General features: G+C 51.0%; 13 protein-coding genes. 5 read left to right on the forward strand and 8 right to left on the reverse strand.

All coding sequences use genetic code 11. The features are described 5' to 3' along the window. The first annotated feature begins 12 nt into the window (after positions 1-12). Together SH449x_RS17980 and SH449x_RS17985 are read left to right on the forward strand one after the other, a co-directional pair. Positions 13-1,728 (forward strand): POT-type proton-dependent oligopeptide transporter, encoded by a 1,716-nt coding sequence (locus tag SH449x_RS17980; protein ID WP_482377458.1) that lies wholly within the window; start codon positions 13-15, stop codon positions 1,726-1,728. Between the two features lie 22 nt (positions 1,729-1,750). Continuing rightward, positions 1,751-2,368 carry a sigma-70 family RNA polymerase sigma factor gene (locus SH449x_RS17985; protein ID WP_482377459.1) on the forward strand — a complete coding sequence of 206 codons (618 nt, stop codon included), beginning with the start codon at positions 1,751-1,753 and terminating at the stop codon, positions 2,366-2,368. A gap of 44 nt (positions 2,369-2,412) precedes the next feature. Here SH449x_RS17985 and SH449x_RS17990 read toward each other — a convergent pair whose 3' ends face one another. Next, positions 2,413-3,219 (reverse strand): M48 family metallopeptidase, encoded by an 807-nt coding sequence (locus SH449x_RS17990; protein WP_482377460.1) that lies wholly within the window; start codon positions 3,217-3,219, stop codon positions 2,413-2,415. Between the two features lie 465 nt (positions 3,220-3,684). On the opposite strand from SH449x_RS17990, the gene SH449x_RS17995 reads away from it, so the two are divergent. After that, positions 3,685-4,371: a hypothetical protein gene (locus SH449x_RS17995; RefSeq protein ID WP_482377461.1), complete on the forward strand. Its 687-nt coding sequence runs from the start codon at positions 3,685-3,687 to the stop codon at positions 4,369-4,371. Positions 4,372-4,380: 9 nt separating this feature from the next. Here the strand turns inward: SH449x_RS17995 and SH449x_RS18000 are convergent, their stop codons facing one another. Genes SH449x_RS18000 through flgC form a run of 3 tightly spaced genes read right to left on the reverse strand, consistent with a single transcriptional unit; the run spans position 4,381 to position 6,857 of the window. Further along, on the reverse strand, positions 4,381-6,093 hold the full coding sequence (locus SH449x_RS18000; RefSeq protein WP_482377462.1) for a flagellar M-ring protein FliF C-terminal domain-containing protein: 1,713 nt from the start codon (positions 6,091-6,093) through the stop codon (positions 4,381-4,383). Positions 6,094-6,108: 15 nt separating this feature from the next. Beyond that, positions 6,109-6,435, reverse strand: a complete 327-nt coding sequence (gene fliE, locus SH449x_RS18005; protein ID WP_482377463.1) for a flagellar hook-basal body complex protein FliE — start codon at positions 6,433-6,435, stop codon at positions 6,109-6,111. Between the two features lie 2 nt (positions 6,436-6,437). Further along, positions 6,438-6,857, reverse strand: a complete 420-nt coding sequence (gene flgC / locus SH449x_RS18010) for a flagellar basal body rod protein FlgC (RefSeq protein WP_482377464.1) — start codon at positions 6,855-6,857, stop codon at positions 6,438-6,440. Positions 6,858-7,168: 311 nt separating this feature from the next. On the opposite strand from flgC, the gene SH449x_RS18015 reads away from it, so the two are divergent. Then, on the forward strand, positions 7,169-8,347 hold the full coding sequence (locus SH449x_RS18015; RefSeq protein WP_482377465.1) for a sialidase family protein: 1,179 nt from the start codon (positions 7,169-7,171) through the stop codon (positions 8,345-8,347). Between the two features lie 39 nt (positions 8,348-8,386). Here SH449x_RS18015 and SH449x_RS18020 read toward each other — a convergent pair whose 3' ends face one another. The 4 genes from SH449x_RS18020 to SH449x_RS18035 form a co-directional block, all read right to left on the reverse strand. Next, the gene (locus tag SH449x_RS18020; protein ID WP_482377466.1) at positions 8,387-9,001 is read right to left on the reverse strand and encodes a sigma-70 family RNA polymerase sigma factor; all 615 of its coding nucleotides are present in this window, start codon (positions 8,999-9,001) and stop codon (positions 8,387-8,389) included. Positions 9,002-9,025: 24 nt separating this feature from the next. Beyond that, a complete protein-coding gene (locus tag SH449x_RS18025) occupies positions 9,026-9,949 on the reverse strand; it encodes a hypothetical protein (RefSeq protein WP_482377467.1) in 924 nt (307 codons plus the stop codon). Between the two features lie 51 nt (positions 9,950-10,000). Then, complete coding sequence (locus tag SH449x_RS18030; protein WP_482377468.1) at positions 10,001-10,819, reverse strand: serine/threonine protein kinase; 819 nt, start codon at positions 10,817-10,819, stop codon at positions 10,001-10,003. 397 nt (positions 10,820-11,216) lie between these two features. Continuing rightward, positions 11,217-11,849, reverse strand: coding sequence for a hypothetical protein (locus SH449x_RS18035; RefSeq protein WP_482377469.1), 633 nt, complete (start codon positions 11,847-11,849; stop codon positions 11,217-11,219). A 335-nt stretch (positions 11,850-12,184) separates the two neighbouring features. Between SH449x_RS18035 and SH449x_RS18040 the strand changes: the two genes are divergently transcribed. Next, positions 12,185-12,421, forward strand: coding sequence for a hypothetical protein (locus SH449x_RS18040; RefSeq protein WP_482377470.1), 237 nt, complete (start codon positions 12,185-12,187; stop codon positions 12,419-12,421). Positions 12,422-12,545 lie beyond the last annotated feature (124 nt).

Here is a 12,545-nt window from a genome sequence, read left to right on the forward strand (position 1 = left end):
AAGAGGTTGTGCGTGGAGTCTTCAACCGTGTCAACGCCAGGAAACCCTGCCAGCAGTGCGGGCACTGGTCACCCCGTGGGTTTTTGGTTTTTCTTTTGGGGTGAGTTTGCTGAACGATGTTCGTACTATGGTATGCGAGCGATCTTGGCGATGTACATGATCGACAAACTCGGTGTCGATAAGGGGAACGCGGGGACTTATATGTCTCTGTTCATTGCTGCCTGCTACTTTTTCCCTCTAATCGGAGGTTGGGTTGCGGATAACTTTTTGGGCAAGTACTGGACGATCGTGTTGTTTAGTGTCCCGTACGTTGTAGCTCAGTTTATTGTGGGGATCGAGAATCCGATCATCGTGATGGGCGCTCTGGTTTTGCTTGCCATGGGATCGGGGGTAATCAAACCAAACATCTCTACGCTGATGGGATTAACCTACGATCAGCAGCGGCCAGGGCAATCCCAGTTACGCAGTTCCGCGTTTTCGTGGTTCTATATGGCCATCAATATTGGTGCGTTTCTATCGCAGTCAACCATGCCATGGTTGCGAGATAAATATGACTACCAGATTGCGTTCATGTTCCCGGCTGGCTTGATGGCTTTGGCCCTGGTAATCTTTGCTCTGGGCAAGAGATTCTATGGTCAGGAGACGATCGTCCAATTGGTAACCACTCCTCCAGCCGATGGTGAGACTGGCTACAAGACCATTACGGGCGTACCCATTGTCAAGCAATACGTAACACCTGAAGAAAAGCAGAACCGTCGCGCTTTGAGACTACAAACGCTCCAGCGTATCGGTCTGCTCTTCTTAACGGTCATGTTCTTCTGGGCGATCTTTGACCAATCAGCTAGTACTTGGATTTTCTTTGCTAATACCTATATGGACTGCACGTTGTTCGGTGTGCCTGTTCCGCCGGATGCTATCCAGGCCTTCAATGCTCTGTTTATCATCGCTATGGTGCCGCTGAGCGTCGTGATATTTAAAGCGTTTCCGATCAAGGCGACCAATAAGATCGCACTCGGATTCGGTTTTACGGCTCTTAGCATGGCGATCATGAGTTTTTCGGGATTCATGGCTGGTGCATCGCAGAAAGGGACCAAGCTAACGTTCTCCGATGGTTATGTCGTACTGCCAGCTTCCACAGAAGCGCTCGACAAGGTTACGGATACATTAACCATGGGGGGGGCCTCCCTTTCAGGTGTTACCTCCAATTACGATAACGCGAAAAAGAAACTCACCATCAAAGCAGGAGAGTTGGCGATAGCGGACAAACCGACCATGCCACTCGCCAATAGTGTCGCAAGTCTCACTGACTTAGTGGACGGGACAAATGTTTTGGAAGTCGTTAAGTCAGGTGAAGCTAAAGCTGGGGAGATCGCCATCGTTGCTGACGTGGTGGATTGGGTAAAGCCTGCGGAGCGAGTCACCGTTTGGTGGCAGGTTCTGGCTTACTTAATTCTTACAGCAGGCGAGGTTCTCGTGTCGATTACCGGTCTCGAGCTGGCGTTCGTGGCAGCTCCCGCGTCCATGAAGAGTTTCGTGACTGCCTGTTGGTTAGCCGTCGTGTTCCTAGCTAACCTACTAATCAACGCACCGATTACTCAGCTCTACCCGTTGATGCCTCCCACCTTCTACTTCGGACTGTTAGGAGTCGCAATGGCAGCTATTCTGTTGGTTTACTTCCCCATTGCGGCACGTTTCAACGCAGGGCTTGAGGCGGGAGCGAACGCGTAAGTTACGACTGTAGGCAACAATAATGGTATTCGATTCGCATTCGATCTTAGAGAAGGCTAAAGCGGGCGATGATGACGCCAAGGGTGAGCTCCTGGAGAGATTTCGTCCTTATTTAAATGTCATTGCCCAGCGTCATCTCGACGATCGACTGCGAGGTCGGCTCGATTTTACGGACGTCGTTCAAACGACGTTTCTCGAGGCGGCTCGCGATTTCAGTGCGTTTCGCGGTGATTCGATCGATTCGTTGCTGGCATGGCTTCGCAACATCTTGCGCAACAATATTCACACCGCTCACCAGCAACATCTGGGGACACAAAAGCGGTCGGCCCGGATGGAGACTAAACTATCCATCCCCTCCGATTCCGGTGGAAGTTCGCTCGGTATGGAGCATATCATTCCCGCTGAGACCTCCACGCCGAGTCAGCGTGTGATGAAGAATGAGACCGCCGCCTTGCTCGCCGTTCATCTGGAACGCATACCGGAAACCCAGCAGGAAGCCATTCGTTTGCGGTATGTCGAGGGGCTGTCTTTGAAGGATATCTCCGAGCGAATGGGGAAATCGGAGATGGCAGTCGCCGGACTTCTCAAACGGGGATTGCGATCGTTGCGAGAATACCTTGGTGACAGTCGAAGCGGTTGACTTTTCGCCGACCCGGAATTGGACGGTACTTTGCAAAGGAAGAACTAAACGAGCGATTCGCCCCTGCCAAAGCGGTAGCTTCGGGACTCGTAGATGGAGTTGGCCGTAGGGAGCCTTGCTGCTAGCTCAGCAGCTCGGCGTTGATCGCTTGGGTGGGTCGAGGCCCATTCCGGAGTGCCACTCGATCCGTTATCAGCAAATCGTCCCCAGAAGAGCGGGGCTTCTGAGGGGTCGTAGCCAGCCTTGGACATCAGCATGAGACCAATCTCATCCGCCTCCGTTTCGTGCTTGCGACTATAGGGAAGAAGCAGGCCGTAGCGTGCTCCTGTCCCGAAGGCTTGCATCGCTAGCTGACGAGTGGCCGGAGTGACATCATTCATCATCCATCCCATCATGGTGCTGATACCCGAGACGCCTGCTTGCTGGCTCATGCGTTCGGCTCCGTGATGGGCGATGGCATGCGCAACCTCGTGGCTCATAACGACCGCGAGACCTGCTTCGTTCTGGCAGATTGGCATGATCCCCTCATAGATTGCGACTTTGCCACCAGGGAGACAGAAGGCGTTTTGTGTTGGGTCAGCCAGCAGGCGAAACTCCCATTGAAACCGAGGTTGATTCGCTTCGGCTGCGATTCGCTGCCCCACGCGGCTGACGATTTGCTGCCAATGGGCGTTCTGCGAAGCAGGGACGGATTGCACGATTTCGTTGAAACTCTGTTGTCCGAGCTGCATCTCCATGGATGTTGGAATTAGTTTTAGTTGTGGACGCCCGGTAACCGGTGCGCTCCTACATCCGCAGCAACCAAAGAGTGTTGCCGTTCCGGCCATCAAGATTTCACGTCGATTCGGCATCGTTTCAACCAGAAAAACCGCGTTAATTCCCGCAAAAACTACTATCTATCGAATTTCCTGTCCCCCCGGCAAGTTCAATATCGCAACCACAAACAGGTCCCGACCAGGTGTCCTGCGCCACGAACAGGTACTGCCGAGGGGATTTTTCCAATGCATAGCTCAAAGAACCAAGGAATCAATCAATGCAGATTAGTAGGGCTTATTAAGAGAGCCATTTTTTTCTTGCCGGTGGGGGCTGGAGCGCAAGAATCAAGCTGCTCGGAAACGCGGGGAGTAGGTTTTGGTCCAAAGCTCGAGGTCAAAACACCTACATCCCCCCCCAAATGGTGTGGCAGCTCGAATTTTCGGGATTCGAATTGCCGACCAAATGGTTTCCAAGCAGACTGGATAGGGCAGGGATGCGAGTGCAAAAGCTACCGAAAGGAGGATCGGCATTCATTTCCCTCGTAGAAACGTCCCCGGTTCATGGCAAACGTAGATCGTGCATACAATCATATTCGAAACGAACTGGCTCAAGTCGGCTTGCTCGCGGACGGTGTGTACCTCGATGCTGTCGAGCTGTGCATATCCCATGCAAAAAGCGGCTGTGGCGGTGAGAGAGGCTACGTCTTTGAGTACGTTGGCCACTATGCGAAGTGGGGTTACAAGCCCGGAGTAATTTACCTCCCCCGCGATCTGCCTTATATTTCCCACAAGCCTGGTCATACATTGATGGATACCATCCGTCATGAGTACGCGCATGCCTGGTACTACATCGACCCAGGCTTTTTCCGGCAGGACTGGTTCGTGCACACGTTTGGTGCCGCATACAGCAACGAAACCCCGGAGCCTTACCGTGCCTGGCGTAAGGAGCTCAAGCGAGATCCTGCCTATCAAAAGGGAAAGCAGCGACGAAAGACGGATGCAGCTCGACTCAAGTACTACTACGGGCACTTGCTTCAGAACTTTATTACGGACTACGCCACGACCAATGCGTCTGAGGACTTTGCAGAGACGTTTATGTTCTTCCTCAAGTATCGGAGGTCGCTTGATCGCTTTGCCAGCCGGCCGGCGGTTTATAGGAAGCTTCGTATGGTCGAGCGAGCAGTCGCCATGGGAGCGCGTCGCGCCAAGCAGTTCACCGATCGAACCCTTCGTCGCCGAACCGCTTAGACGGAGATTTTAAGCGCTCGCACCGCTTATCCAGTTGCGTAGCAGCGTGGCGGCAGCATCAGGATTTTCGCGGACCATCGTGGTTAGATCGGTTTTCAAATCGCCGCCGGTGGTTTTAAAGCGTGGAGGAGCATTGGGGTCACCTGAATCCTCGTCCATTTGTCCCTCAACGGCTGCTAGCTCGTCACCTGCAAGTCCCGAGAGATCGATATCCGCAGCTTCGTCGATCGGCAGATTAAAGCCTCGTTCGAATTCAGAGTCGTCTGACTTGTTACCTGCCGCCACAAACCCCTTTAACGAGAAGATCGCCGCTAATGCGATCGCACCCAGCATGAGTGTCTGCCACGAATCCTGTAGCCAGGTCATGACCAGAAAGGCCATGGATGGCCCCGTGATCTCCTCGACGGGAAAGTCGATATACTCGTCGACCGTAACGCGGGGTAGTTTATCTTCTCCTGGAGCGGAGGTTTGCAGTAGTGTTCCAAGCAGTTTTTTGATGCTGGTTTCGACCCGGAGACGCAGGCTTTCAATGTCCTTCTCCGTCGGGGCAGCTTTGGTCGGATCAAAATTAGGATCGATCTTCTTTTGTTCGACTAAGTAAGCTCGTCGATAATACGACGAAGGAATTGAGACGGCAATCGAAGCGTACTTGACCTGTAAGCCAGCCTTTTTGGTGTTGGTCACGGTATTGCCGGCGACCTGCTTCACATTTTCCGATACCTCTTTTGATTTCGACGACTGATCGGGTGTTGTAAGGGATGCACTGCGATTCGAAATGGCGTTCGGCTCGGTTCCCGGTCTACCTTGGGTGCTGATCTTTTGAGAATCTTCATCCCGCTTCATCGTGCTGGATTGGATCGTAGTCGGTTTAGGGTCAAAGCTCATTTTGCTGGTTTCTTCCATGAGCGTTGGGTCCAGCTCGACGTTCACGTCCAGTCGCACGTCGCCGTAATCTTTCAGAAGCTCCAAGCTGCGCCGTCGCAGATCTTCTTCCTGTTGCTTCTTCACAACGTAGAAACGCTCTTGCTCGAGGATGAGTGGGTCGTCTTCTCCGAGAGTGGTTTGACTGGTGGCTAGGTCAAGCAGTGCGATGTCGGCGGCTCTCAGTCCTGCCATCGACTTCTGGACAAAGTTCATGATGCTACGTTTCTGCTCGAGGCTCAGGGGCACGCCTCCTTTAGCAAGTACAGCGATGCTAGCCGTCTTGGGACGGGTAGCGTTGAACCCTTCACGACGTTCATCGTAGGTCACGAACGCTTGCTGAATACGCGGCATGGCTTCGATGGCTGCTGCGATGCTTTTCAGTTTAGCCGTCAAGTGTTTGACCTCGGTAACCCGGTTCGGTTCCAGCAGAGAATTGCTCTTAAGAACTTCGTCCATCGGACCAAACATAGTATCCGGCATGACGTTCGAGTCGGAAATCGCTTTGTAGTACTCACCCCGGCTACCCTCAGGGATCTTGATTCGATCTCCTACTCGGTCCCAGTTCTTAAGACCAGCCGTACTAAACGCGACACTAAATCGGGCGAGTTCCTGCTCATTAAAGCTACGTCCATCGAATAAGTATTCCGTCTTGGCGGTGCTTGCCGATGCACCGTTCATCAAGAATGCCGCGCTGATAAGAATGGCCCCGGACAGCAAGCCAGTCAGCAGCCGGGCTTGCGGTGTCATGCCCGCAAACAGGGTCTTCGCGTCTTGAAGCAGCTTGTTGATGATGTTCATATTACGTAAGGTGGACTACACGCGAATGGAGTTAAGTTCTTCGTAGGCCTGCATCAATTTGTTTCGAATCTGGACCAGCATGCGAAAGGACATGTCGGCTTTCTGCACGCTTGTAAAGACTTCCGCTTGGTTAACATCCTCTCCCGAGAGGAGCTGTTCGATCATCTCTTGAGATTCATGCTGCATGGCATTGACCCGCCCGATCCCGGATGTGAGCAGATCGGCAAACGGGCTCTTCGGCTCGTTTTGCGAGGTCGAGCGATTGCGATCTGCGAGCTGGTCCATCATCTGATAGACTCGCTCTTGATGCCGCGAGAATAGATCGTTCGAGTGAAGTTGCATGCTTATGCCAAGATGCTCAGATTTTGTCTTGTGATACCTTTGGTCATCTCAATCATGCCTACGTTGGCCTCGTAGGCCCGAGAGGCCTCGAGAGCATCCACGAATTGCTCGTTCATGTCGATGTTAGGGTAGGCGACGTACCCTTTCCATTTTCCTTCGGTAATCGCTAGTGGGTGGTCAGGTTGGTAGCGATACTTTGGCTCCGATTGATCGATCTCAACCTTTTCCACCTTGACACCGGCCGCTCCACCTTGCCCCATCTCTTCGTCGGTCTTAAAGATAACGAAGCGAGGTTGATAGGGCTTATTCTCCCCATCCTCATTTTTGAGAGTGGACATATTGGCGATATTACCGGAGATGGTATTGAGCCGAGTTCTCTGCGCGACCAACGCACTCGTGCTAATATCGAGTGATGAGATCATATCCAGCCTCTGTTGTCATCTTCCTTGATCATCCAACCCTCCCGCGATTAGACCGCGAGAATCGAGACACACTCGAGCTTTAACAAATCCGCAGAAAATTTCCAAGATCCCTTTCACTACAACTGTGAAGCTGCGCAAAATGGGTTGCAAACCTGCCTTGGGAGTTCCTCTCTTTCGCTATTTGGAGAATGCTGTCTATGTCCTACCAAACTTTGTCTCCGCTCTTGTCTCGACATGCTGCCGAGGCGCTCCGTAGCATACCGGGATCATGCCAGGGCTCGTGCATCTTGGTACGAAACAGGATCCTTGAGATGACTAACAAGCTCATTGTTCTTATAGTCCTCGCTGGGCTAGCGACTGCTTGTTGGTCGTTGATGGCCAAGCCTACTTTCGCTCAGGTTACGAGTGACGAGCCCCGTACCATTGTTTTCGAGGCGGGAATGAACGGTTTTGCATCGATCCGTATTCCCTCGGTGATTCTCACAAAGCAGAGCACGCTGCTGGCCTTTGCGGAGGGGCGAGCGGCAGATCGCGATCAAGCGTTCAACAAAATCCTACTTAGACGGAGTCGTGATCTTGGTAAGACGTGGGGGGAGCTCGCGATCATAGCAGAAGATCAAAACGCGGCGCTTAACAATCCGTGCGCTGTCGTCGAACAAGAGTCTGGAACGATTTTTCTAACGTACCAATCCTATCCAGGTACACTTTCCGAGCAAAGTGGGCAAATTGAAACAGGTTACATTGGTGACAGTATCGTTCGATGTTGGTTGATCAGTAGCACGGATGATGGCGCGACATGGACAGCCCCACGCGAAATCACGCGGAGCGCAAAACGAGAGACGATTGTTACAACCATTGCGAGTGGTCCTGGAGTTGGGATTCAATTGACCAACGGGGGGTACCGAGGGCGGCTGGTATTTCCGTTCAACGAAGGTCCGTATGGATTATGGAATATCTACGTCGTCTACAGTGATGATCACGGGACCACTTGGCAGATGGGAGATATTGTCCCTGGGGGAATCGTCGAGTCGTCTGGCAAGCGAACCAGCCAAGTCAACGAATGTCAAGTCGTTGAGCTTGCTGATGGAAGGCTTCTAATGAATGCACGTCGATGGGCGGGAGCACCAGTCAGAAAAGGGGCGATCAGCGACGATGGTGGCGAGTCATGGTCGCCGGTTTTCGATGTGCAGGAACAGCGTGACCCAAGTTGCATGGGATCGATCATCCGCGTCGCCCATCCCGATCCTGACGCTCTCCCAGTCTTGCTTTACTCTGGTCCGAATAGTGACAAACGGGAAAAGGGAACCATAACCATTAGCACCGACCAAGGTCAATCGTGGACAAAATCCAATCTGATAGAGCCGGGTTTGTTTGCGTATTCCTGCCTCGTCGCTTTGCCAGAAGGCATGGTCGGTTGCCTTTATGAAGGGGATGACATGGCAAAGATCATTTGGAAAGAGATCTCTCTCGATGTCTTGTTGAGAGAGTAGGTAGCATCACGATACCAGCCCGTTGGCTATAACTAGGCACTAAGTGCTCGCAAGAGACTCGATATCATCAGCAAAGAAATCGGTGTTCTGGGACACGATTTCTCGAAAACGTGACAAGGCGCGATAGTATCGCTTCTTGATCGTATCTTGATTGAGATCTAACAATTCTGAGATCTCTCGTATAGAGTAATCTTCGAGATGTCGCATTTCGAGTACTTCGCGATCAATATCGCTTAACTGATTGAGAAGTGCTCTGATTCGTTCCGAAAAATCTCGACGTTCCGCTTCGGTTCGGACGGACACGCCTGTGTCCATTATCTTTCCGATGAAACTCTCGTTGATGTCCGTTTGTTCCTGGTAGGGTGAGCGTACTTGCCGAAATTGCTTGCGGTGAGCTTCGCTAAGAATTTGTTTGCTCAGTTTGCGCAACCACACCATGGGAGGTATTTCAGGTGATTCAAGATAGGTATCGAGACTACGGTAGGCGCGAATATAAACCTCTTGGATGATGTCGGATGCATCGAGTCGCGATGTGACCTTTTGGTTGATGCGACACTCGATGAATCTACGAAGGTGCTGTCGTTGCAATTGCATCAGCTGCGACAAATCCGATTGTCTATCTTCGTTTATCCTACCTGCGAGTAAATCGGTCATCAAAGTTACCTATTTGGGGCGTAATTATTGGTTGATTTGTAGGAAACTATCGAGAATTTGGTTCAATTCGTCGTGGACCTTAACAGGGTTTTTGTCTGCCTCCTTAAATCGATCTTGAAAGGTTTGTTCTACTAGAACCAGCCAGGAGCCAAAGGCTTGTTCAGGAACCTGAATGTCGATCATTTGCTCAATCCTTGGAATATTTCCCAGGAAGAGTCCCGACAACATCCGATCTGCTTCTTCGTTTGTAATCTTTTTGGATATAACGGTATTCGCGAACTTGGCAAGTGTTTCTCTTCCTCTCGCTTTTTGTTCTTCTGACAAATTGGAATTTGTGAGTGGCAAGGCGAGGGCAGCAATCTTATCGGCCGTGTTTAACGATGATTTTCTATATCCGTTTATGATGGCATCAAGTTCACCGGGCTTAAGGCCTTCTTTTGTGACGTGACTTACGATCTTATCGATCTTTTCCTCAATTTTCTTTGCTGTGGGATTGTCTGATCCATTAACGACCGATTGCTTGATCGCCTCCCCGACGACCTCTACAAAACCGACATCGTTGGACTGAATCTTTGACGCGAGGTTTTTAAAGCTTTCCGTTGCGACTAGTTTGGGAGGGGCTGGTTCAACATGGGAGGTCGAAGCCGTCTCCGACTTTGAAGATCGAAATGCGAAAACTCCTGCGAACGTCAGTGTAAAGACGCCGATCGAGACTGCGGCCATCAACCGATGCCGTCGCCGCAATACGGACTTAAACTCACTTTCTGACATGCGTTTGCCCGTTCGGCGGCGATCGCAGGGAGACTTGCCTTCGAGGAAGCGTTGAAAGACAACTGCTAGCTCGTTCGCGGTTTGAAATCTCTTCTCGGCAACTTGATCGCAGGCCCTGTCGATGACTCCACCAAGTTCTTCTGGGATGCTAGGATTGATCTTGCATATCGGCGCCAAATCGACTTGGTCGTGGCAATTGTAGGATTCATCCGCTCCCAGGCATGCGATCTAGTACAGCGTCCGACCCAATGCATAGATATCGCTACGTTGATCGACAACACCACGCATCTGTTCCGGGGCCATATAACGTGGAGTACCAACCACCATGCCGCTACGGCTGACTCCTAGCCCTTCGTTACGGATCTTGGCTAAACCAAAGTCGGTGATAAAGCATTTGCCATCCCGCTCAAGGAGAATATTGGCAGGCTTCAAGTCACGGTGAAAGATGTTTTGGGTGTGAATGTAATCCAGTGCATCTGCGATCTCTTGTCCCCAAATGGCGAGGCGGCTCCAATCATTCTTTAACTCGGAAATCCAATAGCTGGCGAGCAGCGATGGCGTCTTGCTGAATAGGTCAGACATACAGCAGCCGTCGACCAAATTCATAACGATGAATACGTGATCCATTATCGCCCCTTGATCAATGATTGAAACCACATTGGGATGGTTTAAGCGGCTGAGGCTCTCGATCTCGCGCGTTAGACGCAGAGCGCTCTCAGGATTGCGAGAGAGCTTCATCAGCTTCAGGGCGACATTTCGGTTGGTTGAACGATCCTTTGTCCGATATACGATACCAGAGGCACCTCGACCAATCTCACCTAGAATCTCGTAATTGGTAGAAGCGAAATCGTCTAGAATCTTTAATGATCGTTCTGGCTTTAACGATTTCTCCAGCAACGCCATATGTGGCAGTTCGTTCAGAATCCGATCGGAATACTGAGGAAATTTCTTAGCCAAAGCGCGAATGCTGACCTTATTTCCAGCTCGATACTCTTGAAGGTAGACTTCGCAAATATCGGAGAAACTCAACTCATTGATACTTGGCATGCTTTGACGACTCGATAAGCTAACTGAAACCATGGAGAGGGCTTTATATGCCCCCATCCTCGAGTCAACGTAGCTCACCCCATTACGAGGATGACGCTCGACCTGAGGTCGAATGGGCTAATTTGTTTAATTATTAGCCTCACAGCCCTACAATCGATAAGACCATTGAGATTAGCATTTGCACCGTAGTTGGATACCGCACGCTTGCCCTTAGGGGCTTCCGATTCTTCGCAAAATGGATGGCCTCTCGCCATTTTTGATGGTTCTAGTGCTTTACCGCCGAGCCAATAAGGGGGAAGCGTTGATGTAGCTAAAGGCGGAATAATCCCCACTAGAAGTATGCGGAGCTTCGGTGCTTTCTGCTTTGAAGAAAAAGGTGAGTTCAGTTGGTTTCTGACTACCTGTTGGGTATGAAAGTTCGGTTCACCGATTGGTTCAAAGGCGTGGCACCAGAAACAGCCGGGGATGTTGCAGGTATAGTAGTCGTGCTTGTCGACGGTACCGAAGCATTTGCATCGACTAAGCTCCATCGCTTGCCATTGAGCCCCATGGACGCTGTCCACTTGAGATCGGGTATGAACAGCATCGAAAGAATCGCTGAACCATTGATCTTGGCTTGCCCCCACTCAGTATCTACCGACACGCTCTTCAGATCTGTCGCGACCGTGATCGAATCACCATTGGTCATGATGATTGTTGTGGTTGGGTCATCATTGGTCGCAAACTTAACGCCAGCGACTTCAGGAATTGGGATCTCTGCCGGCCCCCAGGAGGCTCGAACAGGAATGGCTCCTAAATCCGTCAACGCCCCTGTGATTCGCTGGCCATTGATCAAATCAACACTAACCGTAACCGGTCCTGACTTTACCGGTTTGACGGAAGCCGTTGGTGGTGCCATAGGTGCACTCAGTTTGGTTCCATCAGGTGCGGAAATGGTGACTGGGGAGGCGGTTGCCTCCGCCTCTTGAGAACGAGCTTGATTGATAAGGATCAAGGTTGCAATAGCGATTGCTGGTATCATCAGTTTCATGACAGTTCTCGAAAAAATGGGAGTCAGCTAGAGGTGGATTTGTGGATCTTCCCTTTCGATTCTAATTGGAGCCCAACCTACTGCTACAACGAGTCCTTTTTTTGATGCCAGCATCTCAAGGTTCTGAGTACAAAAGCTAAGATATTCGGAGTATTCGTTACGATCCGATAGTCGTGGGAGCAGAAATTTTATGTTTCGTCACCCAAGAAATGCCATGGTATTTCGAAGTTTTCATTGGCGGACTTAAGGGAACGATGGTAAAGAGACGACTTTTCCTTGCTCGGTTAATGGATTCCCTTAAAAAGTATCACACACACACGGTTTTGGAGCTGGATATGAATAAGTCGAAAGAGACCATTGTTGCAGTTTTCGTTTGTGCCATCGTGTTCGGGATCGCGGCTAGCTACGCGTCTAGTTTTTGGGAGCAGTGGCGATTGAGTCAAGAGGGGTTAAGCAGTTTCGGCTACGAAAGAAATCCAGAGCAAGCTACACCACCCAAGGTGCAAGTGTATGAGCCCGCAGTTCTTAACGCACCTCCCAGACCAATTCTGGAGGTTAGTTTTTCCATTTAAGCAAATCCTCTTTGGGGTAGCTATAAACTTTGGGGCGATGCGCAAGGGACTCCTGGGGTTTGCAGTGCAAGGAGATATGATATGATCTGCGCGGTCTCGACGGGATAACTCGTTAAACATTACC

The organism is Brakhagea baltica, assembly GCF_052161605.1.
In the GTDB taxonomy this organism is placed as follows: domain Bacteria; phylum Planctomycetota; class Planctomycetia; order Pirellulales; family Pirellulaceae; genus JBKCUI01.